Here is a 26,917-nt window from a genome sequence, read left to right as displayed (position 1 = left end):
CTGAATAATGAGTTAGTTGCCGTGACAAGCCCTTCCATCCAGCATGCGGACCTTAACTGGAACGCTCAGGGTACACCTGTATCGCAACAATTTGATGACGTCTATTTCTCCAACCAGGATGGTCTGGCGGAAACCCGCTATGTCTTTTTACAGGGCAATGGCTTTCCGCAACGTTTCCTTCATCATGCAGGCCCGGTCTGTACCGTAGCGGAAACAGGTTTCGGCACGGGGTTAAATTTCCTGACCTTGTGGCAGGCATTCATGCAATTTCGCCAGCAACAACCGGATGCCGCATTGCAGCGCCTGCACTTCATCAGTTTTGAGAAATTTCCGCTACGCCAGTCAGACCTCGCCGCCGCGCACGCCAGCTGGCCGGAGCTGGCACCTTTCGCCGAGGAATTACGCCAGCACTGGCCTCTGGCGCTACCCGGCTGCCATCGGCTGATTCTGGCGCAGGGGCGCATCACGCTGGATTTGTGGTTCGGCGATGTCAACACCCTGCTGCCAACGCTGGACCACAGCCTGACACGCCGTGTCGACGCCTGGTTTTTGGATGGCTTTGCGCCGGCCAAAAACCCGGACATGTGGACCGATGCATTGTTTAGCGCGATGGCTCGTCTGTGCCGAACCGGGGGCACCTTTGCTACCTTCACCGCCGCCGGTTTTGTTCGCCGGGGTCTGCAACAGGCCGGATTCCAGGTCAGTAAAATAAAAGGATTCGGGCAGAAGCGGGAAATGCTGTGCGGCACCGTGTCACACAGTACTGAACCGTTACACCCTACGCCCTGGTATGCCCGCCCGGCGGCCACCAACCCGCAGGAGGTGGCTATCGTCGGCGGCGGCATTGCCGCCGTACTCACCGCGCTCGCCCTGCTGCGACGAGGCGCACAGGTCACGCTGTATTGCGCCGACGATCAGGTGGGGCAACGCGCCTCCGGCAATCGCCAGGGGGCACTCTATCCGCTGTTGAACGACAAGCAGGATGCCTTGTCAGGGTTCTTCGCCGCCGCGTTTGGCTTCGCCCGTCGCTGCTATGACGACCTCGCTGCACAAGGCGTGACGTTCGAACATGACTGGTGTGGCGTCAGCCAACTGGCCTACGATGAAAAAAGCACGCGTAAGATAACACAGATTCTGGCGGGCAACTGGCCCGATACGTTGGTGCGACTGGTTGATGCCCACCATCTGGCCGAGCAGGCGGGTGTCGCATTGCACACCCACGGTATCACCTACCCGCAAGGCGGCTGGTTGTGCCCATCCGAGCTGACCGCCTCCGCCTGCGCGCTCGCGTGTCGGCAGGGCCTTCAGGTGCATTTATCGACCGGCGTAACGACACTCACGCACACCGACAACAGCTGGCAATTGACACTGGCAGACGGGCGGCAGGTGCAACATGCCACGGTAATACTGGCAAACGGTCATCAGATAAACGACTGGGAACACACGCAACACCTGCCCGTTTATGCGGTACGTGGTCAGGTCAGCCACATTCCTGACACCCCGGCGCTGTCTGCGTTGCGCCAGGTACTGTGCTATGACGGTTACCTGACGCCGGTGAGCCCGCGTCACCAGACACACTGTATCGGTGCCAGTTATCACCGTGGCGACACCGGCACCGACTACCGTGAGACCGATCAACAGCAAAACCGCCAGCGACTGATTGACTGCCTGCCCGGCTGCGACTGGCCGACGTCGATAGACATCTCCGGGCAACAGGCTCGATGCGGCGTGCGCTGCGCCATCCGTGATCATCTGCCACTGCTCGGTCAGGTACCGGATTATCACCAAACGTTGGCGGAATATCAGCACCTGTCGGGACAGCTTGCTACTGGCTCAGCAGTGAAAACAGCGCCATCCTGGCCGAATCTCTATCTGATTGGCGCGCTAGGGTCACGCGGCTTATGCTCTGCGCCACTGGCGGCCGAGATCCTGGCCTCGCAATTGTTTGGCGAACCACTACCGCTGGCAAGCGATGCGCTGGCGGCGCTGCACCCCAATCGTTTTTGGGTGAGAAAATTGCTCAAAGGCAAAAGCCCGATACCCGCGAGTGCAGAATAGTCGACCACAAGACGCGGGCCGCTGTTACTTCGAAGGACAACACGGCCCGATTATCGTGCGCGACAGTGCAAAGATGGTAGCCCATTGATATGTAGCATCAGTGATGTTATATAGCATCGCTGATATATAGCACGATGGCCTCTATACCCAGTTGAAATTCACACGCCGCCACCACAAACCGTCACTCATAAGATCTCCTACCATTAATACGGCATGACACACTGATGCTCACGGGTGTTTTATTTTTCTTTTCATCTAGTTAGCTACGCAAACGTTTTCTTCCCTGCAGGGTGTTGATAGGGATTACGAATGATTTTGACGATCAATAACGCCTTATCGATATGTAAATAATATCAATTATTTCACATTGAATGGTTTTTTCGATCAAAATTATCAAGACACTGGTTTCAATGCCGATAATAGCTAATGAATCACGTGTTGTCGGTGACCTATTCGGCGCAGGCACGCCACGATTCAGCACACGCTTTACACCATGAGCTGTATCCCAAAAGTTCGGGTTGCAGAACCCACTCTGGCATTTTCATCACGGCTCCCCCACTGCGCTTTCACGCTGGGACACGTGATGATCCTTACGACGTAGTGGCACGGTAGCCCTTCTGAAAACAACGTCCATCAAGCGACGAGAAAAGCGACGCGGTCTATAGCAACACGATTGAACACCGCGTACCACACCCCCACAGGGCGACGCCCGTGAAGGGGCAGAATAATAAAGCCAGTACACCTGCAATCTGACGCATCACAGGAATAAAATGGAGAGGTTATGAATATTACGCAACGCCTGTTACTAACGTTTTCGCTGCTATCTCTGGCACTTATCGCACTGGTTGTGATTACCCTGTCATTGTTATCTGGCTTTCAATCTCGCGCCGATTATGTGCAGGATAATGCTGTCGCCAGTATTAAGGACCTGAATAACGCCGTGGATAAAAGCAACTCGCTGGTGCTTTTTTTCTACCGTTATCAAACCACGCCAGACAGCAGTAAATTACCCAGTATAGAACAAAGCATTAATCAAACTATTGAGGATATCAAGTCACTCAATGACTACTATATGAAGAATGATATCTCCAGTGAGGAAGACAAAACGCTGACTCTTGCGTCAATGGACAATGTCAAAAAATTGCAGTCGGCGTTACCGGCCTTTTTGGCAGCAGCAAAATCCAATCAGAAAGATCTCTCTTTGGGTATGCTGCAAGGCGATGGGGGAGTCGGTGAAGCCCTGCGCAACATCCTCAGCACCTACCGTAAACAGTTCGATTTGAATGTCAAAATCGGCGACGACCTGCGCCAGACAAATACCCGTATTTATAACCAGAGCTGGGTGAGCTTATTAAGTGGCGCGCTGTTGACACTGTTGCTAACCAGCCTCCTGGCGATCAAAACGATTTTGAGCATTCGCAAAAGCCTCAGCAACATGAGCCAGGTGATGGAGACGGCCAGCACAACGCTGGATTTGACTCTCAAAGCGGACGACCAGCGTAAAGATGAAATCGGCATCACCGCACGGGCGTTTAATGCGCTGATGCAGCGTGTCGCCAGCACGCTGGCTTCCGTCAGTGTTTCTGCGCAATCGGTTGGCAGCGCTGCAACGCAAATCGCGGCCGGTAACGAAGACCTCTCTTCCCGTACGGAGCAACAGGCCGCCTCGCTCGAAGAAACCGCCGCCAGCATGACGGAAATCAGCGAAACCGTGCGTCAGAATGCGGAAAACACGCAACAGGCCAGCATGCTGGCAGGTAATGCCAGCCAGATATCTGTCAGCAGCGCCGACGCAGTTGCTACCATGCTAGACACCATGGATAAGATCCGTACCAGCGGCAGTAAAGTCACCGACATTATCGCCCTGATTGAAGGCATCGCGTTTCAAACCAATATTCTGGCATTGAACGCCGCCGTGGAAGCCGCTCGTGCCGGGGAGCAAGGGCGTGGGTTCGCGGTCGTTGCCGGTGAAGTACGTACGCTGGCGCAACGCTCCTCTACCGCAGCGCGTGAAATCAAGGATCTGATTGATACCTCCAACGCGCTGATTCTCACCGGTGCCGAGCAGGCAGGCGATGTGGGCAAAAAAATGTCGTCCATGAAAGAGGCCATTCAGCAAGTCACCGACCTGATGAGTGAAATCTCCGCCGCCACCGAAGAGCAAAGCAAAGGGATTGACCAGGTGCATCAGGCCGTCAATCAGATGGATGATGTCACGCAACAAAACGCCTCGCTGGTGGAGGAAGCCTCGGCGGCATCGCAATCCTTGCAGGAACAAGCGCTGGTCTTAAACCAACTGGTGGGACAGTTTACCGTCGGTCATCATGCGGCGGCGGCACTGGCTGCCACCGGCACGCCATCAGTACCATCGGCACCCGCGCCGCGCCTTCTGTCACCCACCAAAAAGCGTGTCGCCACCACAGGGGAAACGAGTTGGGAAAGTTTCTGATAACCGATGCTTTCCGCTATCAATGTTTTGATTAACGCGGGGTTTCCACCCGCCTGAAATCCATCGCATCAGAGCCTGCTCTGGTGCGATGCACCGGTATCCACCGTAGATAACCGGTTAAGAACCTCTCCCATCCGGTGTAATCGGTGCAGCATGTACACGCCATGCATAACGGTTAAGTGCGCGCAAGTTAATGCACCAATCAGATGTAAGATGGCGAGAAAATTGCTTATTGGGATAGGTTCTAGGCCACAATAAGGAAAACAACCATTATGCACTGCGACAAAGACAATATGCACTGCGACGAACACGACAGGGAAAATAGGGACAACCATGCGTTACTGGTTGATGAATTTGAACAGCTCACGGCCTTGCTGGCACAGTTGCTCAACAGCGATTACCGATCGTTCGAGAGTTATCTCAACAATTGTCGCCACGTGAGCTTACGGCAGATTGCGATCAGCAAAATGCTCACTAAACCGGCATTTGAACATTATTTACAGCAGCATGATGCCGCGCTCTATTACAACATCAACAGTATTGGTATTGCATTACGGCTGTTTGAAAACCTGCTCATCAATATCCGAACACTGTCTGAGGTGGAACGCTTTTGCTAGATGGTGCAGGACGCCATTGATAAGCACCATCACCACGAAGAACCGTCAGCCATCCGTACCATCAGGCCGACGGTTTTACAAGGGAGAGATCTTTTTCTCTGAGCGCATGATCGAAGGGAGACCCTGACAGCCCCCCAGCGATGGCCCTTTATGCCGGAGTGGACTCCAGGTGTTTTGTCCGCTGCCAGCTTGGTGTGTCAGCAAGACGTGTCACATAACGGGCAAGATGAGGATACTGCTGTCCCAAATTAAACCGCTCTGTGACCAACTGCACCACGAACCCCAGCATAAAATCGGCCCCGGTCAGGCGCTGCCCGACAATGAACTCGCGTGAAGCAAGGTAATCGTCCAGATAAGAAAATACCTTTCTGAATTCCATGTCAGCATAGTCATCCAGAAAATGCAGTGTCTGACCGCTTTTCTTCTCAAACTGGTTAAATACTTTCAGTAACACCGGCAGCATGGCGGAGCTTTCTGCAAAATGGATCCATTGCAGATACTCGACATAGCTCTCGTCCTGTTCGTCAGGTGCCAGGTGTGGCGCGTATCGACGAATGATGTACTCAACAATCGCCCCTGACTCGGCAATCACCTTGCCATCAATCTCAACCACCGGTGATTTACCCAGCGGGTGAATAGCCTTCAGTTCTTCCGGTGCCAGTTGTGTCTGCGGATTGCGCTGATAGCGGATCAGCTCATAAGGAAGCTGTGCCTCTTCAAGCAACCAGAGGATACGCGTAGAGCGCGATTCATTCAGATGATGTAGCTTTATGACCATGCTGCCGATTTCCTTTTTAGCCGATTACGTTTAGCCAATTAAGCCAGTTGCTTTAACAATGCGTGGGCGACCGCTTCCGAGCTGGCCGGGTTCTGACCGGTTACCAGCTTACCATCTTCCACCAGATAGGGGTGCCAGTCAGGACCTTTGCTATATTCGCCGCCCAGTTTTTGAAACTCGTCTTCAATCAAAAACGGAACCACATCGGTTAATTCCACCGCGGCTTCTTCCGAATTGGTAAACCCGGTTACCCGACGGCCTTTGATCAGCGGTTCACCATTAGCGGCTTTGACATGACGCAATACGCCGGGCGCATGACACACGAAGCCAATAGGTTTCCCCGCCCGTTCGAACGCTTCGATAAGCGCAATCGAGGTGGCTGACTCGGCCAGATCCCACAACGGGCCATGCCCACCCGGATAAAATACCGTGTCGAAATCCTCCATGCGGACGCTGTCGAGTGTTACCGTCGATGCCAGTGCCTGCTGAGCGGCGGGGTCAGCTTTGAAGCGATGGGTCAGCTCAGTTTGAAAGTCTGGCAAATCGCTTTTCGGATCCAGTGGTGGCTGCCCACCTGCCGGCGACGCCAGTACAATCTCGGCACCCGCGTCTTTAAACACATAGTAAGGTGCGGCAAACTCTTCGAGCCAGAAACCGGTTTTTTTACCCGTATTTCCCAGTTGATCGTGGGATGTTAATACCATCAATACTTTCATTGTTATTCTCCTCACATCACCCTTCATTTACCGGGTGCTTTTACGTTAACCGTTAAAAAACATTGCTCGTTAAAAACAGTGTTCGTTAAAAACCATTGATCGTTCAAATGCATGAACCGTTCAGAGTTAGCCCTTCAGAAACGCTTCAAGCTGAGACAATTTATCGCTGTAGGGAGCTCGCAGGCGCAAACTGGATGTCCCCTCTTCATTCTGGACCACTATCGGTTTGTCGTGGCTAAAACGGCGAAAACCGTGAATACCGTGGTACGCCCCCATACCGGAAGCCCCTACTCCACCAAACGGCAGCGCATCGATACTGGCATGCGTCATGACGTCATTAATCACCAGCGCACCAGACGTGGTACGTTCTGCGAATGTGGTTTGCCGCTCAGCCTGCTGACCAAAGTAATACGCCGCTAACGGACGAGGATGGCCATTGATATACGCTATCGCCTCCTCCTGTGACGCACAGGTGCGTATCGGCAACAGCGGCCCGAAAATTTCTTCCTGCATAATGTGCATATCATCGGTGGCATTCAGTACCAGATGTGGCGCAATTTTGCGCGACGCGGCATCCGTGTCCGGTTCACCCAATGGCGCGAGGCTCACCAGTGTCGCTCCTTTGCTTGCCGCATCAGCTAACAGCGCGATCAGGCGCTCATAGTGCTGCGGCGAGATGATGGCCGTATAGTCCGGGTTGTTTTGAAGCGTCGGAAATGCCTGCGTCATAAACGCTTTGCTGGCAGAAACGAAGGCGTCAATCTGCGCGTCCTGCAGCAGAACATAATCCGGAGACAGGCAAATCTGCCCGGCATTGAAAGTTTTCACCGTCAGGGTACGCTGCGCGGCCAGGCTGATATCGGCGTCATGGTCGATAACCACCGGTGATTTGCCCCCCAGCTCCAGCGTCACTGGCACCAGATTTTCTGCGGCAGCACGCATGACATGACGCCCAACAGCAGAACTGCCGGTAAAGACCAGGTGATCAAACGGCAGGCTGCTGAACGCCGCGCCGATGGTGGCATCCCCCAGCACCACTTCCAGCTCCAGTGGGTCAAAGTAGCGTGCGATAAGCTCAGCCAGCAGCTCGGATGTGGCCGGTGTCAGCTCGGAAGGTTTGAGCATGGCGGTGTTACCGGCGGCAAAGACACCAGCCAACGGAGCAAACGCCAGATTGATGGGAAAATTCCACGGGCTGATCACCCCAACCACGCCCAGCGGCTGGCGCTGTATCCAACTTTGCATTCCCGGCATCGGGCTGTCGACACACTCCGGCTGCATCCACTGCTCAACGTGCTCTGCGGAATGCTCCAGCGTTTTTACGGTTGTCACCATATCCGCCACCAGCGACTGATAGCGGCTGCGATGACCAAAATCCGCACTCATCGCCTTGCTGAGCAAGGCATAATTCTCCCGAATCAGCTGGGCGCTGCGTACCAACCGGTCACGACGCAGCGCCGCATCGGCAGGCCCATTGGCGAGGTGGGCATTCTTCATAGTCTGCAGTATCGCTTTTAAATCGTTGCTTGTTTGTACTAATGACACCGTAGTCGCTCCTTAAAAAGGGGATGCCGTCTTTTCTGGCCTGCTGGTATAAATTTTCTTTGCTTCTTGCAAGGCGATTTTCTGACAAAAGACAGTTATGCTTTGATAGATCGCACTTTACTGATGTTAATACACTGTGACCAACTAGCATATTTAGGTATAGGTATAAAAAAATTTATGGGTAGGCTATGTCTCTCGTTCGGCTAAGAACCTTTATTGAGGTGTACCGACAGCGTTCCATCAGTAGTGCCGCCCGCACGCTGAACCTGACGCAGCCTGCGGTATCGCAGCACATCGCCGGTCTGGAAGCATCGCTTGGGCATCCGTTGTTTGCGCGCCAAACGCGTGGGGTCGTCCCGACCTCGGTTGCCGATGAACTGGCGGCGGATATTGGTGACAGGCTGGATGAGACGGAAAACGCACTGGCGTCGGCAAAGGCGCGTTCGCTGGAACTGGCCGGGGCGCTACAAATTATTGGTCATGCGGATTTTCTGGCCGAAGTCGTGGCTAAACAGCTGTTGCCACTGCTGGAGGTGGGAGTCCGCATCCGCATGCAAACCGGGGATTATGACGTGATTACCCAAAGTCTTATCGAAGGGTATTGCGACCTGGGGATCTCGGCTGCCCCGGCGAATGACGGGCGTTTAAAAAGCGAACTGATGCTGACCGATGAAATCATGGCGGTCGCCGCACCGCAGGTGGTCAAACGTCTGCTGAATACACCTGATACGCTGGCAGCCATGCAAACCGAACCGTTGCTGGCCTACAGCCTGACACTACCGCTTATCGATAACTGGTTTGCCGCTAATCGGGTACAGGCACCCGCCATTCTTCCGGCCATGGTCGGGCAGGATTTACGGGCACTGTGCAGTTTATTGTGCCAGGGGTTTGGCTGGAGCGCGCTCCCGGCTTATCTCTGCACACCGTATATCGAGCGAGGAGAACTGGCTGAAATTCCCGCGCCGGTGGCGCGGGCCAGCCGAAGTTACTATTTACTCTGGCAACCGAGTGCGCTGCGTCAGCCACGCGTCGCCCATGCCCGGCAGGCGTTGTTGTTTCGGTTAAGGCAAAAGCACGGCTAATCGACCCTGCGCAAAAACGCGCTGGCAGGCCGAAACAGGCATCGCCCATGTCGGCCTGAGCGGTATTAAGACAGTTGCGCCTGCTGGTAAAGCGCTTCCCACACCTGGGCGACCAGGGCCTGATCAGGCGGCGACAACTCACCGTTTTTAATCGCCTGGTCCAGACTTTCCTGAACCCGTGCATGCAGCGCCTGTGCGGTCTGTTCGTCATGCGCTTCGACTTGCGCCACCGCCAGCGTCAGGTGACCACGCAGGTAACCGCTGGCAAACAGCTCATCATCACTGCCGTGCTCCACCAGATTGTCAATCAGCGTCAGGATGCGCGCCTCAAATTCTGCGATCATTCATAGTCCTTAGTTATTGGAGTCGTTGCCGAACATCACAGATCGGCTGGATAAGGAAAGTCCGCCGCCGTTTGCGGCGCGGTGTGGTAATAGTCCTGCAACGCTTCGATAAAACGCGCAGGCCGACTGGGTACACCCTGTTGCAGATAAACCATTACTTGTGCGTGCACCCGGCGCTGAAAGGCGATACGGTCCGGATCGACATCGCCACTGAGGTTGTCGCAACTGACATTAAACGGGAACCCGGCCGCGACGCAAAACATCCATTCCAGCGCCTGAGGTTTGATTTCCACCACTTCAAACTGGCTCTGAGTCTCGGCATCACGCCCATCCGGGCAGTACCAGTAACCAAAATCCACCAATTTGCGCCGTTCTTCACCGGCAATACACCAGTGCGAAATTTCGTGCATCGCACTGGCATAAAACCCATGCGCAAACACAATGCGGTGATACGGTGCCTGTTCGTCGGCTGGCAGGTAGATAGGCTCGTCATCGCCTTTCACCAGACGGGTATTGTATTGCTCACTAAAACACCGGTTGAAAATAGTGATCAACTGTTGGTAATGGTGAGTACTTTCAGTGTCAGTCAACATCGTCATCAAAATAGCTGTCCCAGCCAGCGAGCAATCTCGCTGCCGTGGTTGTCGTGAATCAATTTAATGCTCATCAGGGCGGACATGATAACCAACATCGGGCGAATCAGTTTTTGCCCTTTGGTGAGCACCATTCTGGCACCCAGCCGGGCACCGATAATTTGCCCCACCAGCATCACCAGACCCACACCCCAGACAACCTGACCGCCCAACATGAAAAACAGCAGGCTGCCAAAATTGGAGGTGAAGTTGAGTACTTTGGCGTGTGCGGTGGCTTTGGCCAGATTGAACCCCAGCAGGGTGACATACGCCAGTGCGTAAAACGACCCGGCCCCCGGCCCGAAAAAACCGTCGTAAAACCCGACGCAAGCCCCGCCTAACAGAGAGAACGGCAGCAACGACAGACGGGCATGCCGATCGTCGTCCCCGACTTTTGGCATCAGCAAAAAATAGAGGCCAATCCCAATCACCAGCACCGGCAGCAATTTACGCAGAAAGTCAGCATGAATCTGCTGGATAAGCCAGGCACCGAATACCGCACCCAGAAACGTCAGCGGCACAGTCAGCCTGAGTATTTTCATATCTACTGCTTTGCGGCGCATGAAATACAAGCTGGCGGAAAACGATCCCCCCACCGCCTGTAATTTATTGGTCGCCAGTACCTGTGCCGGGGATAGCCCCGCCGCCAGCAACACCGGAATAGACAACAACCCGCCGCCACCAGCGATTGAATCGACAAAGCCGGCAATCACGCTAGCCAAAAACAACAAGGCCAGAATATCTGGCCCGACAACAAACCATTCCATGAATTAGTCCGCAATCAAATGACGATCAAGTAATGCCTGACAGGATGGCGGTAACGGCGGCGGCGTTGTTTTCACCGGCGCTTGTGTACCCGGTTGACGCGGCTGGAACCAACTGTTCAGTTCGGCACCGCACCCATCGCCCGCTGGCGGTGCGTCCTGCTCCTGACACTCCAGGCTTTCCGGCGGACAACGCAGGCGCACATGCATATGGGCACGATGGGCAAACCACGGTCGCACCTTGTGCAACCAGTTGCGATCGCTACCCGCTTCCAGACACAGTTGCTTTTTGATGGCCGGATTCACAAAGATGCGCGTCACGTCGTTATCCTGCGCCGCTGTTTTCACCAGTTTCAGTACATCTGGCGACCAGACGCGCGGGTTGACGTTTTTACCATCCGCCAGGACCAGGTCCAGCGGTTGTGGCTGCAACAGTTGTTGCTGGCTCCAGCGCTGGCGGGGCAACTGTAACCAGATATCCACATCCAGACCTGACTGATGACTGGCATGGCCGCTGCTAAAACGCCCGCCAGCTGGCATCCCCATATCGCCGATCAACACCGTACCACCGGTGGTGCGATGGACCGTGGCGCTAAGGCGATGGATGAACGCCAGCAGGTCCGGGTGACCAAAATAGCGCCGTTGATCAACACGCATCACCTGATAATCAGGCGACTGCAACGCCAGCGGCTGTGCCCCAACGATGCAGCCATTGGCAAACGCGCCGATGGCCTGAGGCTGGCCTGCCACCGGATGCGTTATTTCCTGCCACGGTGTTTTCGCCAGCACGGCGCTGCAAAACAGCAGCGCAGCCATCCCAATCCAGTTTGTTTTCATTCTATTGTTGTCATTCGATCTATTGTTGTCATTCGATTTGTTGATGTCGTTCGTTATGCCCTGCGAAGACGCTGTATTACCGCCTTACCAGCGCGGTACCTGACAGATCACATCGGCACACTGCGCCCGTTGGCGCAACAGGTGATCCATCAACACGATCGCCATCATCGCTTCGGCAATCGGTACCGCACGGATACCCACGCAAGGGTCGTGTCGACCACGGGTGATCATTTCCGTGGCTTCACCGTCGCGGGTAATGGTGCGGCCCGGCACGGTAATACTGGATGTTGGTTTCAACGCCAGATGGGCGGAAATGGTTTGGCCGCTACTGATACCGCCCAGAATGCCGCCAGCATGGTTGCTCTGAAAACCATCTGGGGTGATTTCATCACGATTTTCACTGCCGCGACGATTAACCACGGCAAAGCCATCGCCAATCTCTACGCCTTTAACCGCATTGATGCTCATCAGCGCATGGGCCAGGTCGGCGTCAAGACGATCAAATACCGGCTCACCCAGTCCCGGCGGGACGGATTCTGCCACCACTGTCACCTTCGCACCGATAGAATCACCGTCTTTTTTCAGTGCACGCATCAGTTCATCCAGCGCCTCCAGCTTATCCGGGTCCGGACAGAAAAACGGGTTCTGATCTACCTGTTCCCAGTCTTTCAGTTCGCACACCACATCGCCCATCTGCGCCAGATAACCGCGGATCGCCACACCATACTGCTGTTGCAGGTATTTCTTGGCTATCGCACCGGCAGCCACACGCATCGCCGTTTCACGAGCAGAAGAACGGCCACCGCCACGGTAATCGCGGATACCGTATTTCTGCTCGTAGGTGTAATCGGCATGACCCGGACGGAATAGGTCCTTGATGGCGCTATAATCCTGTGAACGCTGGTCGGTATTTTCAATCAGCAACCCGATACTGGTACCCGTCGTCACCCCTTCAAACACCCCAGACAGAATGCGAACCTGATCCGGCTCACGGCGTTGGGTGGTATAACGGGACGTCCCCGGGCGACGACGGTCCAGGTCGTGCTGCAAATCGGCCTCAGTTAACGGAATACCCGGCGGAACACCGTCCACCACACACCCCAACGCAATACCGTGGGATTCACCAAAGGTGGTGACACGGAAAAACTGACCAATACTGTTTCCTGCCATCACGGCTCCTTAGCATTGAAAAAACATCAGCACGGCAGACGGGAACACACCGCCCACCATCCTGCAGAATAATTAATCCCGGTAAGCGCTGAAATGCGCCTGACAATCCAGCAATTGAGAGCGGGTCAACATGAACACACCGTCGCCGCCATTGTCGAACTCCAGCCAGGTGAACGGAATGTCAGGGTATTGATCCATCAGATGCACCATGCTATTGCCGACTTCGCAAATCAGCACCCCGTCCTCAGCCAGGTAGTCCGGCGCGCACGCCATAATCCGACGCACCAGTGCCAGACCGTCACTGCCTGCCGCCAGCCCCAGTTCCGGCTCGAAGCGGTATTCCTGCGGCAGGTCGGCCATGTCTTCTTCATCGACATACGGCGGATTGGTCACAATCAGGTCGTACTGAATCGCAGGCAGCTCGCGGAACAGATCAGAGCGAATCGGCGTCACGTTATATTCCATACCGTGCTGCTGAATATTCTGCTCGGTGACGGCCAGTGCATCGGCGGAAATATCCACCGCGTCCACTTCCGCTTCAGGGAAAGCCTGCGCACAGGCGATGGCAATACACCCGCTACCGGTACACAAATCGAGAATATGACGCGGGGCATTCGGCAGCAACGAGGCAAAGCGCTGGTTAATCAGCTCGCCAATCGGTGAACGGGGTACCAACACGCGCTCATCAACGTAAAACTCCAGTCCGCAGAACCAAGCTTTATTCGTCAGATATGCCACTGGAATACGTTCGTTAACACGACGAATCACTCGCTCAACGATACGATGACGCTCGCTGGAGGTCAGCCGGGCGTGGTACATGTCTTCTGGAATATCAACCGGTAGAAACAACGTAGGCAGCACCAACTGTAACGCTTCATCCCAAGGATTATCGGTACCGTGGCCATAGTAGACGTTGGCGGCATTAAACCGGCTCACCGCCCAGCGCAGCATATCCTGAATGGTATGCAAATCGTTGACCGCCTCATCGACGAAAATTTTGTCCAAGTGTGTTCTCCGCAAACAACTGTTGCTGCGATCGCTGGTTTTTGTGATCGCGTGTGTCTGTCACCGTACTGGTTTCTATAACCGTACTGCTTTCTATAAACGCAATAGTTTGCCATGAAGACGGCGACAAATCAGCAGATATCACCGCCAGACAGCGTGGGCCGGGGAAACCACCGGAGGAATAGACACGAAATGATAAGGTTTTGTTTAGCCACCGACACGGAACAGGTAGACTACATCGATACCGTATTTCTATACCGATACCGTATTTTTATTCTGAAACAGAACGGCGACGAGACAGAGCAACGCACTAATGAAAAAAAAATTCATGCTTGATGACGAGGAACAGGCGCTTTTCCGCACGTCGGTAGCGGGTGCCACCCGGTTGCGTCAGGATACTTATGTCCACCGTCCGGTTCGTCATAAACCCGGCGTACTGCCGCCCCGGCGAATGATTCAGGAGCAGGTGGACGCCAGCTTCTATTTTTCGGATGAGTTTCAACCGCAACTGGAAAACGACGGGCCGACACGTTATATCCGTCCCGGTGCCAGCCATTATGAGTTGAAAAAATTACGCCGGGGAGATTACTCACCAGAGCTGTTTCTGGATTTGCACGGGCTGACGCAACTGGAAGCCAAGCAGGAACTCGGGGCGTTGCTGGCTGCCTGTCAGCGCGAACATGTTTACTGTGCCTGCGTGATGCACGGCCATGGTAAACACATTCTCAAACAACAAACACCGCTGTGGCTGGCGCAACACCCGGATGTGCTGGCATTCCATCAGGCACCGAAAGAATTCGGCGGTGATGCCGCCTTGCTGGTACTGGTGGCACAAGAAAGCACTGACGACGAATAACCACTGATCGTCGGCGCATCTTGTCAGCCACAGCCCATCGCCACCCCGAGGGGCTCACTGCCCGGGGCATCGACGATTCAGAATTTGGCTGCTTTGGCTGCTTTAGCCGCTAACTGAGAGGGGGAAACCTGCCAGTGATAAACGCCGGTTCCGGATACGTCATCCAGTTCGACGCAGGCAATGGCCGAGGTGGCAAACATGGGCGCATTCTCAGCCGGGCACAACCCAGCGACCAGATACCCCACCAGCGGCAGATGAGAGACCACCAGCACGGCGCTGGTACCTTCTTTCGCCTGCGCCAGCAGGTAGTCACACACTAATTCGGCATTACCGCCCGGCGTCAATTCCGGCAGGCATTCGCTTTCTTCCGGTAATGGCATGACATCGGCTACGACCTGTAACGTCTGTTGAGCCCGCACATAGGGACTCACCAGTACCCGCTCAATATCAATCGCCTGATCGTTAAGCCAGGCTGCCATCTGACGAGATTCTTCATCTCCCCGGCGGCTTAACGGCCGGAGTGCATCACTGGCGGCGTCAGGTACGGCATCACCATGACGCATGATCAAAACTTGCATATTACACCGCTATATTGATGAAAAAGGGCAATAAATCCCTGGGGATAGCTGTAGATTAACTGAATCGGCATAACGCCGTTTTGCGACAAGTCACAGCCTGGTGTCGGATACCACCATCGTCTTGCTGATGGTGTTTTGACCGACGCAAAGCGCATTTTTTTACCCCAATTGTCAGGGAATCGCAACCAACCCCCGGTGTGAAGCACCGCCATTGTCATCCCACCCTCCCATTACGCTCGCGTCGGCACCGCCAACATCCCGTATTTTCAGGCAATTAACCTTGCTTTTATCAGGGGGAAATCAGTATGACCGCATCATAATATGCTACCCGCCATCAATTCCCCCTCAGTTAGCAACATTTTAAACTGCAATATAATTTTTATTCAGATAAAAAAATTATCAATCCTGATAATACAGAACAAACCGACACCGGTTTTATTTTTATGACACTTTTACACTTTTTCATCTTATTAACATGGGAAATACTGGAAAAAAGACGCTGCCTCACTCATAGTAAACACAGACAACACTGGCAACGAATACAACATATTTAAATAGTTCAGCGCGGTATTATGCCCAGCACTCAGGGAATCGTTATTCCGGGTAAAGGAAGACTATAAAGCAACCAATTAAAACCGCTATTTTTCAAAAAGATAAAATAGACACCCTCAAAAAAATCGTCTTTGTATTTAATGTGGTTATTAATTAAAGGCCTTAACCAAAAATTAAATTCAGCGAAGGCCTTTTCCCGTCATAAAATAATGATATTTTTTAAACAAGATCGGGTTGAATCATTCAAATAACCTGTTTCTAATACATTACCGTCTTTATTCACCCTGTCGGGGGAAGAATAAACAAGATAACGCAAAGTGCAGCTGACTCTGCCTTTACCCTGTGGTGCCTATGCCAAAACGGCAAGTAAAATAGCCCTAACGAGACAGGTTATTAATCTGTCGTGTCATCGATAAAACCGGTCTGTTCAGACTGCCGCCGGAGCAGCCCTTCAGCAGGGGCAAACCGATCGCCGTACTGCTTTTGTAATGACCGCAGCGTACCGACCACTGTCGTGATACCCAATTGATTCATATAATGAAACGGTCCCCCCAGGAACGGTGGGAACCCAATGCCCATCACTGCGCCGATGTCCCCCTCACCAGGGCGACGAATCACCCCTTCATCCAGACAACGTACCGCTTCATTGAGCATCATCATGACGCAGCGCTGCGCCATCAACGCCGGGTCCAGATGCGCGGTTGGCGTAACATCCAGCAAGCGATAGATACGGCTATCAGAGACTTTATGCTGTCGACGCCACCGGTTACACAACCGCTCATAGCGAGACAGATCGTAGCGATAAAAACCCCGCCCGTTCTTACGCCCTTTGCGGTTATCTCTGGCTATCGCCTCCAGTGCCGGAGGCGCGCAGAATCGTTCCCCCAGTTCGGCGACCAGCACGGGTACAATTTTCATCGCCACATCAATCCCCACTTCATCCAGCAGGGTAAACGGACCGACAGGAAAACCAAAACGGACCAGCGCCCGGTCAATCGACTCTACCGGTTCCCCTTCCAGCAGGCAGCGGGCCGCTTCATTCAGGTAAGGCGCCAGAATGCGATTGACGTAAAACCCGGCTTTATCCGCCACGACAATCGCCGTTTTGCCCTGCTTTCTCGCCAACGCCACCGTGGTGGCTAGCGTCGAGTTATCGGTTCCGGCATGGGGGATAACCTCAACCAGCGGCATCTTATCCACCGGGCTAAAGTAGTGCAGGCCGATCACTTGCTCTGGACGGCTGGCACCCGCAGCAATCTGATGGATGGGTAACGATGACGTGTTGGTAGCAAACACGGTATGGGGCGGCGTGACCGCCTCAATGTCCCGAACCATCTGCTGTTTGAGCGCGATATCCTCAAATACCGCTTCCACCACCACATCAACATGCTCAAACCCTCGATAATCGGTGCCACCGGAGAGCAGGCTCATCTGTCGCCGCTGTTCTGCTGGTGTCATACGCCGACGGGCCACCTGCTTGTTTAGCCGTTGCCAGCTACTGTGCAATGCCTGGGTGATCCCCTGCTCTTGAATATCCTTAATCCTTACCGGTAACTGGCCGTTCAGTGCCGTCACACTGGCGATACCGCCCCCCATTAACCCACCGCCCAACACGCCGACACGACGTAATGGACCGGGATCCACCGACGCACCAAAATCTTTTTTCAATGCCGTGGTGGTAAAAAACAACCGCCGCAATGCCACGGATTCCGGCGACATCACCAATTGCCCGAAAGCGCGGGCCTCGGCCTGATACCCCGCCTGACTCCCCTGCTCCAGACCACAGCGCACCACCTCAATGATGCGCGTCGCCGCCGGATAGTTGCCCTGCGTTTTTGCCAGCGTCTGTCGCCGCACCCGCTCAAACAGCCAACGACGAACATACGGCAGCATCAGTAACCGGTGTCGCCAGCCGGGTGAGGTCACCGGACGTTTACCCCGGCGAATAAAACCCAGCGCCGCCTCCAGCAAGACGGCGGGGGCCACCACCTCATCAACCAGCCCGATACGCCGTGCCTGCGCAGCGCGCAGTTGTCGCCCGGTGAGTATTAACTCCAGCGCACGATCCACGCCTATCAGGCGAGGAAGACGTTGGGTCCCCCCCGCCCCTGGTAATAACCCCAGTTGCACCTCCGGTAATCCGAGGCGGGTGCTGTCATCGGCGGTACAGAGCCGATAGTCGCACGCCAGCGCCAGTTCCAGACCACCACCCAGACAGGTACCATGAATAGCAGCCACCACCGGGAACGGCAGATGGGCGATCGCATCCAGCGTGTGCTGGCCGGTTTCGGCCAGCTTCTGCGCACTGGCCACATCGGCACAGGCATCCAACATGCCGATATCCGCTCCCGCGATAAACGACGCCGGTTTTCCTGACAGGATAACGAGACCCTGCAAGCCGTTGTACTGCCGGGCTTGTGACAACACGGCTTGCATCTGCTCAGCAAATTCCGCTTTCAAGGTATTCACTTTTTCACCGGGGACATCCACGGTAATCACCCCGATATGGTCAGGGCGAAATGTCAGTTGAAAAGCGGCTTGGGTGCCGCGCTCATCCGTTTGATCCGTCCGTAACTGCTCCGTCATTGCGCCACCTCCACCACCATCGCTGCTCCCAGACCACCCGCCGCACAGGCGGTCACCAAGCCCAACCCACCGCCCCGTCGACGCAATTCATGCAACGTTTGGGTGATCATCCGTGCGCCGGTTGCCGCAAACGGATGCCCATAAGCAATCGAACCGCCCCGGACATTAAAACGCGCCTCATCCACCTCACCTAACGGTGCACTACGGCCCAGTTTGTCACGGGCGAATTCAGCACTGGCGAACAGGTGAAGGTTGGCCAGCGTTTGAGCGGCAAAGGCTTCATGCATGTCAATCAGCGTCAGGTCATCAAGCCGGATGCCCGCTCGGTCAAGAGCCAGTGGTGTGGCATACGCAGGCCCGGCCAGCATGTCTTGCTGTACCGGGATCGCGCTAAAGGCATAACTGAGCAGGTAACCGAGCGGGGTCAAGCGCAGTTCGCTGGCCCGGGATTCGCTCATCAGCAACACCGCCGCAGCGCCATCAGTCAACGGCGAACTGTTAGCCGCGGTCACACTACCGTAGCGACGGTCAAAGGCGGGGTTAAGGCGGGAATACTGTTCTGGCGCGCTGTCACGACGAATGGTGTTGTCTTCGCTGATGGCCTGCTTATACGGCGGCACCCAGGCCGTCATCACTTCATCGCGTAACACGCCATCAGCCCAGGCCTGAGCCGCCCGCTGGTGGGAGCGGTGGGCGAACGCATCCTGCGCGTCGCGGCTGATACGGTAAGCCTTCGCCATCTGCTCAGCGGTATCCCCCATCCGCAGCCCAGTGGAATACTCCGCAACAGCAGGCGCTACCGGCAGTAAATCCCGGGGGCGCAGTCGGGCCAGCAACGCCAGCCGCTGGCTGAGTGTTTTGGCCCGCGACAGAGAAACCAGCGTGTGCGCCAGCGCCTTGCTAACACCAATCGGCAGCACAGACGCCGAGTCTGCGCCACCGGCAACACCGATATCGATAGTGCCAGCCAGAATACTTTCCGCCACGTTAGCCACCGCCTGAAAACTGGTCGCACAGGCGCGGGAAACACTGTAAGCATCGGTGTGCACACTCATGCCGCTACCTAGCACAATTTCACGCGCAATATTGGGGGCTTCAGGCATCTGAATCACCTGTCCGAAGACCAGTTGATCCACCTGCTCTGGTTCAACACCGCTACGCAGCAGTAACTCATTCACCACCAGCTTCCCCAGCTCCAGCGCCGGAACGCCATGATATACCGTCGCCTGCCGGGCGAACGGGGTTCTCAATCCACTGACAATCGCAATCCGATCGCCGCGTCGGGTGAGCAACGGCGTGACTTCGCGCATAACCATGAGGTTCATCCCTTTTCAGAGGTCGAGGAGGTTTGAACTCATTGTTAACCTGAAGATTACATTATGCAAACAAGCCGATACCAAACAGCGAACCCCGCCACGCTTCCCGGTACGCCGGCAGTAGATATCGCGATACGACAGGGCATAACCAGACGAAAATCACATGGTACAAGGTAGTCAAAACGCAGAAACGGAAATGGCAAGAATGACAGGAATAATGACGGGGTGATCACGAGAAAATACCGCCCCGTTGAGTGTCAGACACAAAACGAGGCAGAGTGCACCGAGGTGATTCCCGGTCCGCTCAGGGCCGTTTATTCGCTCAGTTAGCTCAGGCTGTTTATTGGCTCAGAGCTGTTTATTGGCTCAGGGCTGTACTGGCACAGCGGAGGATTAACGCAGACCCAACTGGAAAATCAGGGTTTCGGCCTGGCAACTGAAGGTGAAATCCATATCCAGTTTGACCCCTGCATCCACCTCAGACAGGCGGGTATCAATCACGCAAGGTTCAGATTCAACTGAACGGGCTTTTTCCGTTAATTGCTTCTGCGTCTGCTCCGCATCGCTACGACTGGTAAATACGTGGCTGTAAGACGCCGTGCAGTCGGTATTATCCATTACGGTTCCTACATCCACACAGCAACAGGCGGCGGTTTCTTCTGCGCTACATTTGTTAATCGCGTTTGTCATGGCAAAACTCCTCTGCGGTGACAGGCGCTTCCTCAAGCGGAAGCGGGCTATCAATGTAATCTGGCTCTCATTTTACTCACACGGACGGCCTATCACTAGCACTTACCAACTAAAGGGGTATTACGTGACACAGATCACGCATTAACGTTATTTTTCAATGAAATAAGCTAAAAACCCTAAACACAACCACAACATTTGTTAACCAGATCCAAATTCTAGAATCATTTTTGCAACATAAATGGAACTTCAAGAAAACATTTCATAGTGTTAATTCTATATTTTTCGTAACTGGTCTGATTTGTCAGCCCAGTAAGCCCCCCTACAATGCGCGTCCCTTGTTACACGCTAACAAAAATAGCCAATATCAGTGAGGTTTCGGTCATGAGCCAGAAAGTCCTGTTAAAGAAAACATCACTTGCTGTGGCGCTGGCGCTCATGGCATCCAATGCAACCGCAGCGGGTTTCCAGTTGAATGAATTCTCTTCATCGGGCCTTGGGCGTGCTTTCTCCGGTGAAAGTGCCATTGCAGATAACGCCAGCTCCGGCAGCCGCAACCCAGCCACGATGACGATGTTTGATCGCCCGTCGTTTTCCGGCGGTGTCACCTATATTGACCCGGACATCAATCTGCACGGCACCAGCAGCAGCGGCCGTGACGCCAGCGCCGATAACATCGCGCCAAACGCCTGGGTGCCTAACCTGCACTTCATCATGCCGCTGAACGATCAGTGGGCGGTAGGTGCTTTTGCCACCACCAACTTCGGTCTGGCGACCGAATTCAGTGATAATTTCAGTGCCGGTTCCATCGCGGGCAAAACCGACCTGAAAACAACCAACCTGAACCTGAGTGCCGCCTATCGCCTCAACCAGCATTTCAGCTTTGGTCTGGGCGTTAACGCTGTATACGCCGATGCCAAAATCGTGCGTAATGCTGGTGAAATCGGCCCGGCGCTGCGCGTGAACCCAACCGCTGAGATAACACATCTGGACGGTAAAGAATGGGGTTATGGCTGGAATGCCGGTCTCTTGTATGAACTGGATAAAAATAACCGTTTTGGCCTGAGTTACCGCTCCAAAGTCGATATCGACTTTAACGGTTCTTTCCGAAGTGACCTCGCAGCACCACGCGGCACCAGCGGTACCACCATCCCCGGTAAGCTGACGCTCAACCTGCCGGAAATGTGGGAATTCTCCGCGTACCATCGTGTTGCACCGCAATGGGCCGTTCACTACAGTCTGGCCTACACCAGTTGGAGCGCATTCCAGGAACTGCGCGCTACCGGCAGCAGCGGCCAGCAGTTGTTCCAAAAAGACGAGAGCTTCCACGACGCCTACCGTATCGCGTTGGGAACCACCTACTACTACGACAACAATTGGACTTTCCGTGCGGGTATCGCGTTTGACGATAGCCCGGTTCCGGCTGACAAGCGCACTATCTCCATTCCGGATCAGGATCGTCTGTGGCTGAGCGCAGGTACCACTTACGCCTTCAATAAAGACGCATCGGTCGATGTGGGTGTGTCTTACATGCACGGCCAGAAAGTGACTATCCACGAGCCGGGCATTTCCCAGAGCGTGCCTTCCTATACCTTTACCTCTAAAGGGCAGGCGTGGTTGTACGGTGTGAACTTTAACTACAGTTTCTGACATAACACCCTCTGTGTACGTAAAAAAGGCCGCGATAGCGGCCTTTTGTTTTCTTGCATAGCGATAACTGATGCGGTGATTACTCCGGTTTCACTTCCATGTAATCCAGTTTCAGCGTACTGCTGGTGTAACTGCGAATCTTATTCGTCAGCTCGATGTTGCCTTCCAGTTTCTGACCGTAAGACGGGATGATTTCTTTCAGCTTCGCCTGCCATTGTGGCGTGGCGACGTTATCTTTAAACACCGTTTGCAACAGGCTAAGCATGATAGGCGCGGCGGTAGAGGCACCCGGCGAAGCACCCAGCAGTGCGGCAATGGTTCCATCTTTGTCGCTGACAATCTCGGTACCCAGTTTTAGTACACCGCCTTGTTCTTTGTCTTTTTTGATGACCTGAACACGCTGCCCCGCTACCGCCAGGCGCCAGTCAGACGGCTTGGCTTGCGGAAAGTACTCTTTCAGCGCGGCAAAACGGTCATCATCATTCATCATCAACTGCCCGATCAGGTATTTCACCAGGTCGAAATTATCGATACCCACATCCATCATCGGTATCACATTGGAGGTGTTCATTGACGAGATAAGATCCCACAATGAGCCGTTTTTCAGGAATTTACTGGAAAAAGTCGCAAACGGGCCAAACAGCAACACCGGTTTACCGTCAAAGATACGGGTATCCAGATGCGGGACTGACATCGGTGGTGCCCCAACCGACGCCTTACCATACACCTTGGCAAGATGGCGTTTTACGATATCCGGATTATCCGTCACCAGAAACTCACCACCGACCGGAAAGCCGCCGTAGTTATTCGCTTCCGGAATACCGGATTTCTGCAACAATTGCAGTGCCGCACCGCCAGCGCCGATAAACACGAACTTCGCGTTAATTGCGCTTTCTTTACCACCGTTTTTCAGGTCGGCGACCACAACGCGCCAGGTTTTATCCGGGTTACGTTTGATATCACGCACTTCATTGTTCAGTTTCAGGTTGAAAGTCGAATGCTGTTGCAATCCATTCACCAACTGGCGGGTTACTTCGCCGTAGTTGACATCGGTACCAATCGGCATGCGGGTAGCGGCAACTTTCTGCTGTGGATCTCGCCCTTCCATCACCAGTGGAATCCACTGTTTTATCTGTTCCGGATTATCCGAGAACGCCATGCCGCGGAATAAGGTGCTGTGCTGCAACGCTTGATAGCGTTTGTGCAGATAATTGACGTTCTCGTCCCCCCACACGAAGCTCATGTGCGGTACGCTGTTGATGAACGACGACGGGTCTTTCATCACATCATGGGAAATTTGATAAGACCAGAACTGGCGGGAAACCTCGAACGCTTCGCTGATTTCAACCGCTTTGCTGATATCAATCGAGCCATCGGCTTTTTCCGGCGTATAGTTCAGTTCCATAAATGCCGAGTGGCCGGTGCCAGCGTTATTCCAGCCGTTGGAACTCTCTTGCGCGACGTTGTCCAGCCGCTCAACCATACTGATGGTCCAGTTCGGCTCCAGCGCCTGTAAATATGTCCCCAGTGTGGCACTCATGACTCCGCCGCCAATCAGCACCACATCCACAGCGTGTTGTTCCTCCGCCATGGCAGGCTGTGCCAGCCCTACTGTGCCCAGACACAAGGTGGTAACCAGTAACTTTTTCATATTTATGTCCCGTTATGTCAGTGTGTCATCCCTGCAGGTGAACAAGGGTGATTCCCGATTAGCGAGATAACGATACAAAAGCGATAAACCATGCGGGAAACAGTGACAAACCGTGGTAGTCAAACCTGCCTTTATGATGTCGGTACGACATAGAGCCGGTTGACGACAGGCGGAGATAAAAACAGGTTACGCAACATGCGGATTGCCTGCCCAGGGCAGCTGAATCGTTACCTTCTCTAACCATCTGTTATTATTGTTACATAAACGATAAAAATGAATTTATGTAATTAAATAAACGATTAACAAGAAAATAACGCCTTACAAACAATCAATTGGCTGTAACAGAAGGGGTTTGACGGGAAAATTAGTTACAAAAGGCACCCGTAGGTGCCTGTATAACACTACAACAAGACTTATTTATTTGAATCAATTTCGTCCAGACTGCCTTCAATCGCTTTAGCATTCGGGTTGACCACCGGAACGGATTTACCACCGTTCGCCAGGAAATCATGGCGCTGGAAGTAAGCATCACGCACCATCAGGTATGGATCAGACGAATTACGCAGCAACCCGTCGGAATCCAGCAGGCTGGCGCGGGTTTCTAACCCTTCCACCACCCATTTACCCGCCGACATCCAGAACGTGAGGTAACTCAATGGTGGATAGAGCGTATCCACTACACCACCACCGTCTTCACGTAATGTCGCGCTGCCATACCCCGGTAACACCAGATAAGGCCCGTAACCCACATGGTAATAACCCAAGGTACTGCCGAAACGGTGTGGTTCTTCTTTCGCCAGCTTAGGATTCGCCATCGAGGCCACGTCAATCAGGCCACCCATACCCAGTAAGGTATTGAGGAAGAAACGGTTAAGGTGAATCATCGCCTGATAGGGTTTCCCCTCAACGAAATAGTTCACCATCGCGGCAGGTTCAGACAGGTTGACGAAGAAATTGGTTAGCCCGTTACGTGCAGGCTGTGGCATGTAGTCACGCCAGACTACGGCAGCCGGACGAACGACATAGGGATCCAACACATTGTAGTTGAACCCGAACATGGTACGGTTGAATCCTTCCAGCGGATCCGAACGTTGCTCCGGCGCTGAGGTTTTAGAGCTGGCACAGCCAGCAAGCACTACACTCGCCAGTACCACACCACCCAGACGAAAATTCATAACGTATCTCCCTGCTGAACTTTCATGCGGTCCGCACGACCTGCCACTGGGCCATCAGCGCACAAGGCCACATGTTATCATTTTAATACACCGGGCTTTGGTTTGCCCGTGCCGCCCTGTCGCGGCATATCAGAAAATGGCAATCGCCTGATCGCAACACCAGACGTGACGCAGCTCTCATCAATGCTTCGGAATTGTCCGGTTCTTACCCGATACGATGAACCAAGACGCTCACCGGTTCGCCACCGTCGCCAACATGTGCTCAACCGTGGCAAAGTGCAGATCCTGCGTTAGCCTCTCGCAAAATTCCAGCACCCAATGTGCGATCGCACCCGAATTCAGTGACTTGCTATGCAGTCATCCCCGTATCAGGGCGATTCGGATAACGGAAGATAGCATGATTAAGGCAGGTATACCGCTCAAAACTGGTGGCAGATTGAGCAAACGCACCGGCAAGTGCTTATGAAGATAACCAAATCGGGTATAATGCAGCGCCAACGCGGTCCCCGTAGTTAAATGGATATAACGAGCCCCTCCTAAGGGCTAGTTACAGGTTCGATTCCTGTCGGGGACGCCATCGACCCGTCTCACACCTTCTCGGCAAGTCTGAAAATCCTTTAAAAACAAATATAAAACATAAAAATGACGTTGACCGGGCTGTCAGGCCCGGCCGGTACACTATTTAGCGCTGTCCACGCTGGCTTGCGTGAAGTTCGGGTAATCACCCGGTTTGCCCGCGTTCAGGTTAGACAGAAAATTGTTGTCCTTCATCGGGATATCTGCCGAGCCATAATCAAATGTATTCATCTTATTACGCATGTCCTGATTGCTGACGCCATCACCATGCACGGCATACCAACTGACAATATCCGGCGTGACAAAGGTGTTATAAGGGTTTTCCGCCTGCTCGCCTGATTTGGCAAAACGAAACGCGTGGGTCAGCGCACCATCTTTGTGATAGACAAACTTCAGGTGGCCATTTTGTTTATCCAGGCTGGAGGCAGCGGCTGTCGTCAGCTTGCCGTGAGCGCTATAGCTACCATGGGTTACCGTGCCGTTTTTGGTCCAGACTGCCGCATATTCCCAGTCATTCCGGTGGCCGCTTTTGACGCCCGCCACAATCTGATCTTTCAGGAAATAGAGCGCATAAAAATGGCCGCAGTAGCGGTTACCACCACTATTCACGCAGGCGTACCGATGTAGCGTATTGGATTTATCGAGAAACGTCGTCCAGCGGCAACCGCCGGTGAGGCTACCAGTCGGATTGAGGCCGCCATTTTGCTGACCGCTGCGACTGATTCCAGCACTGGGCAAGCAACCATCGGTATCGAAATCAAATACCGGCGCAATCGACGCCGCATTAACACCCGAAGGCAATGCCTGATCCAGTTTGTCGAAATCATCAGCATGCGCTGTAAATACGGCCCAGAGAGGGAGGGTTGCCAGAATTACTTTCTTCTTTAAAAACATAGTATCTCCTGTTGCTATTTTGCTTAGGCGTCATGCCCATTCGTGTTTTTAAAAATAAAGAGTGGAATTACGATTAACATGTAATATTTAAATCAGCAAATCGTTATTCAGTAAAACCATTACCTATCTATTTCAGCCCCATAACAAAAAAAATAGATAAAAAACGGCCCCAGAAAATTATCATAACTATATTTCAGCCAGCAACCAACGATTACCCGGAGAAACAACCTTATATTACCTATTCAATATTTATTTTCTTTTCCGTTTTAAAATAAATAAAACCGAGATAACTCTCCCCAATTAATTACTCACATCTAATTCGCTGTTATTTTTCTTATTATTATCGTCCTTTGTTTTTTACTTCATTTCTTAGCGCCAGATGAGATAGGTTCTTCACTC

The 26,917-nt window shown here is 53.6% G+C and carries 22 protein-coding genes and 1 tRNA gene; 7 read left to right on the top strand and 16 right to left on the bottom strand.

The window, feature by feature from the left end; genetic code table 11:
- Nucleotides 1-21: 21 nt before the first annotated feature.
- The 3 genes from mnmC to FGI04_RS04595 all read left to right on the top strand — a co-directional run bounded on the left by mnmC (nt 22) and on the right by FGI04_RS04595 (nt 5,124).
- The gene (gene mnmC / locus FGI04_RS04605) at nt 22-2,058 is read left to right on the top strand and encodes a bifunctional tRNA (5-methylaminomethyl-2-thiouridine)(34)-methyltransferase MnmC2/FAD-dependent 5-carboxymethylaminomethyl-2-thiouridine(34) oxidoreductase MnmC1 (RefSeq protein ID WP_342700389.1); all 2,037 of its coding nucleotides are present in this window, start codon (nt 22-24) and stop codon (nt 2,056-2,058) included.
- Between the two features lie 781 nt (nt 2,059-2,839).
- The gene (locus FGI04_RS04600; protein WP_407339967.1) at nt 2,840-4,507 is read left to right on the top strand and encodes a methyl-accepting chemotaxis protein; all 1,668 of its coding nucleotides are present in this window, start codon (nt 2,840-2,842) and stop codon (nt 4,505-4,507) included.
- A 272-nt stretch (nt 4,508-4,779) separates the two neighbouring features.
- On the top strand, nt 4,780-5,124 hold the full coding sequence (locus FGI04_RS04595; RefSeq protein WP_342700387.1) for a hypothetical protein: 345 nt from the start codon (nt 4,780-4,782) through the stop codon (nt 5,122-5,124).
- A 148-nt stretch (nt 5,125-5,272) separates the two neighbouring features.
- Here the strand turns inward: FGI04_RS04595 and FGI04_RS04590 are convergent, their stop codons facing one another.
- From FGI04_RS04590 to FGI04_RS04580, 3 genes are all read right to left on the bottom strand, one after another.
- Entirely contained in the window at nt 5,273-5,902 is a 630-nt protein-coding gene (locus FGI04_RS04590; protein WP_342700386.1) for a glutathione S-transferase family protein, read from the bottom strand.
- Between the two features lie 38 nt (nt 5,903-5,940).
- Nucleotides 5,941-6,618: a type 1 glutamine amidotransferase domain-containing protein gene (locus tag FGI04_RS04585; protein ID WP_038905045.1), complete on the bottom strand. Its 678-nt coding sequence runs from the start codon at nt 6,616-6,618 to the stop codon at nt 5,941-5,943.
- A 126-nt stretch (nt 6,619-6,744) separates the two neighbouring features.
- Nucleotides 6,745-8,163, bottom strand: coding sequence for a coniferyl aldehyde dehydrogenase (locus tag FGI04_RS04580; RefSeq protein ID WP_407336354.1), 1,419 nt, complete (start codon nt 8,161-8,163; stop codon nt 6,745-6,747).
- A 188-nt stretch (nt 8,164-8,351) separates the two neighbouring features.
- On the opposite strand from FGI04_RS04580, the gene FGI04_RS04575 reads away from it, so the two are divergent.
- Nucleotides 8,352-9,245, top strand: coding sequence for a LysR family transcriptional regulator (locus tag FGI04_RS04575; RefSeq protein ID WP_407336353.1), 894 nt, complete (start codon nt 8,352-8,354; stop codon nt 9,243-9,245).
- 65 nt (nt 9,246-9,310) lie between these two features.
- Here the strand turns inward: FGI04_RS04575 and FGI04_RS04570 are convergent, their stop codons facing one another.
- The 6 genes from FGI04_RS04570 to prmB all read right to left on the bottom strand — a co-directional run bounded on the left by FGI04_RS04570 (nt 9,311) and on the right by prmB (nt 13,997).
- Nucleotides 9,311-9,589 carry a YfcL family protein gene (locus FGI04_RS04570; RefSeq protein WP_342700383.1) on the bottom strand — a complete coding sequence of 93 codons (279 nt, stop codon included), beginning with the start codon at nt 9,587-9,589 and terminating at the stop codon, nt 9,311-9,313.
- Nucleotides 9,590-9,624: 35 nt separating this feature from the next.
- Entirely contained in the window at nt 9,625-10,188 is a 564-nt protein-coding gene (locus tag FGI04_RS04565) for an elongation factor P hydroxylase (RefSeq protein ID WP_038925332.1), read from the bottom strand.
- Nucleotides 10,188-10,988, bottom strand: coding sequence for a sulfite exporter TauE/SafE family protein (locus FGI04_RS04560; protein WP_342700382.1), 801 nt, complete (start codon nt 10,986-10,988; stop codon nt 10,188-10,190). Before FGI04_RS04560 ends, FGI04_RS04565 begins: the two co-directional genes overlap by 1 nt.
- Before the next feature lie 3 nt (nt 10,989-10,991).
- Nucleotides 10,992-11,822, bottom strand: coding sequence for a penicillin-insensitive murein endopeptidase (gene mepA, locus FGI04_RS04555; protein WP_023640260.1), 831 nt, complete (start codon nt 11,820-11,822; stop codon nt 10,992-10,994).
- Between the two features lie 84 nt (nt 11,823-11,906).
- On the bottom strand, nt 11,907-12,992 hold the full coding sequence (gene aroC / locus FGI04_RS04550) for a chorismate synthase (RefSeq protein ID WP_342700380.1): 1,086 nt from the start codon (nt 12,990-12,992) through the stop codon (nt 11,907-11,909).
- A 72-nt stretch (nt 12,993-13,064) separates the two neighbouring features.
- On the bottom strand, nt 13,065-13,997 hold the full coding sequence (gene prmB / locus FGI04_RS04545) for a 50S ribosomal protein L3 N(5)-glutamine methyltransferase (RefSeq protein WP_342700379.1): 933 nt from the start codon (nt 13,995-13,997) through the stop codon (nt 13,065-13,067).
- A gap of 313 nt (nt 13,998-14,310) precedes the next feature.
- Here prmB and smrB point away from each other — a divergent pair, with 313 nt between their 5' ends.
- Entirely contained in the window at nt 14,311-14,853 is a 543-nt protein-coding gene (gene smrB / locus FGI04_RS04540) for an endonuclease SmrB (protein WP_016941131.1), read from the top strand.
- Between the two features lie 77 nt (nt 14,854-14,930).
- Here the strand turns inward: smrB and sixA are convergent, their stop codons facing one another.
- From sixA to FGI04_RS04520, 4 genes are all read right to left on the bottom strand, one after another.
- A complete protein-coding gene (sixA, locus tag FGI04_RS04535; RefSeq protein WP_248589386.1) occupies nt 14,931-15,431 on the bottom strand; it encodes a phosphohistidine phosphatase SixA in 501 nt (166 codons plus the stop codon).
- Nucleotides 15,432-16,376: 945 nt separating this feature from the next.
- Entirely contained in the window at nt 16,377-18,569 is a 2,193-nt protein-coding gene (gene fadJ, locus FGI04_RS04530) for a fatty acid oxidation complex subunit alpha FadJ (RefSeq protein ID WP_407336352.1), read from the bottom strand.
- Nucleotides 18,566-19,879, bottom strand: coding sequence for an acetyl-CoA C-acyltransferase FadI (fadI, locus tag FGI04_RS04525; RefSeq protein WP_407322245.1), 1,314 nt, complete (start codon nt 19,877-19,879; stop codon nt 18,566-18,568). Before fadI ends, fadJ begins: the two co-directional genes overlap by 4 nt.
- 399 nt (nt 19,880-20,278) lie before the next feature.
- On the bottom strand, nt 20,279-20,575 hold the full coding sequence (locus FGI04_RS04520; protein ID WP_342700377.1) for a YfcZ/YiiS family protein: 297 nt from the start codon (nt 20,573-20,575) through the stop codon (nt 20,279-20,281).
- A gap of 381 nt (nt 20,576-20,956) precedes the next feature.
- Between FGI04_RS04520 and fadL the strand changes: the two genes are divergently transcribed.
- On the top strand, nt 20,957-22,222 hold the full coding sequence (gene fadL, locus FGI04_RS04515; protein WP_407336351.1) for a long-chain fatty acid transporter FadL: 1,266 nt from the start codon (nt 20,957-20,959) through the stop codon (nt 22,220-22,222).
- Between the two features lie 79 nt (nt 22,223-22,301).
- On the opposite strand, the gene mqo is transcribed toward fadL, so the two are convergent.
- Entirely contained in the window at nt 22,302-23,873 is a 1,572-nt protein-coding gene (gene mqo / locus FGI04_RS04510) for a malate dehydrogenase (quinone) (protein ID WP_407336350.1), read from the bottom strand.
- Between the two features lie 413 nt (nt 23,874-24,286).
- Nucleotides 24,287-25,048 (bottom strand): phospholipid-binding lipoprotein MlaA, encoded by a 762-nt coding sequence (gene mlaA / locus FGI04_RS04505; protein WP_407273751.1) that lies wholly within the window; start codon nt 25,046-25,048, stop codon nt 24,287-24,289.
- Between the two features lie 502 nt (nt 25,049-25,550).
- Here mlaA and FGI04_RS04500 point away from each other — a divergent pair.
- A tRNA-Arg gene (locus FGI04_RS04500) sits at nt 25,551-25,625 on the top strand.
- 101 nt (nt 25,626-25,726) lie between these two features.
- On the opposite strand, the gene FGI04_RS04495 is transcribed toward FGI04_RS04500, so the two are convergent.
- Nucleotides 25,727-26,518 carry an NPP1 family protein gene (locus FGI04_RS04495; RefSeq protein WP_407273752.1) on the bottom strand — a complete coding sequence of 264 codons (792 nt, stop codon included), beginning with the start codon at nt 26,516-26,518 and terminating at the stop codon, nt 25,727-25,729.
- Nucleotides 26,519-26,917: the final 399 nt, after the last annotated feature.

It is taken from the genome of Dickeya ananatis (assembly GCF_019464615.1).
Classification (GTDB): Bacteria; Pseudomonadota; Gammaproteobacteria; order Enterobacterales; family Enterobacteriaceae; genus Dickeya; species Dickeya oryzae.
This window is presented reverse-complemented; position numbering and strand designations above follow the sequence as displayed.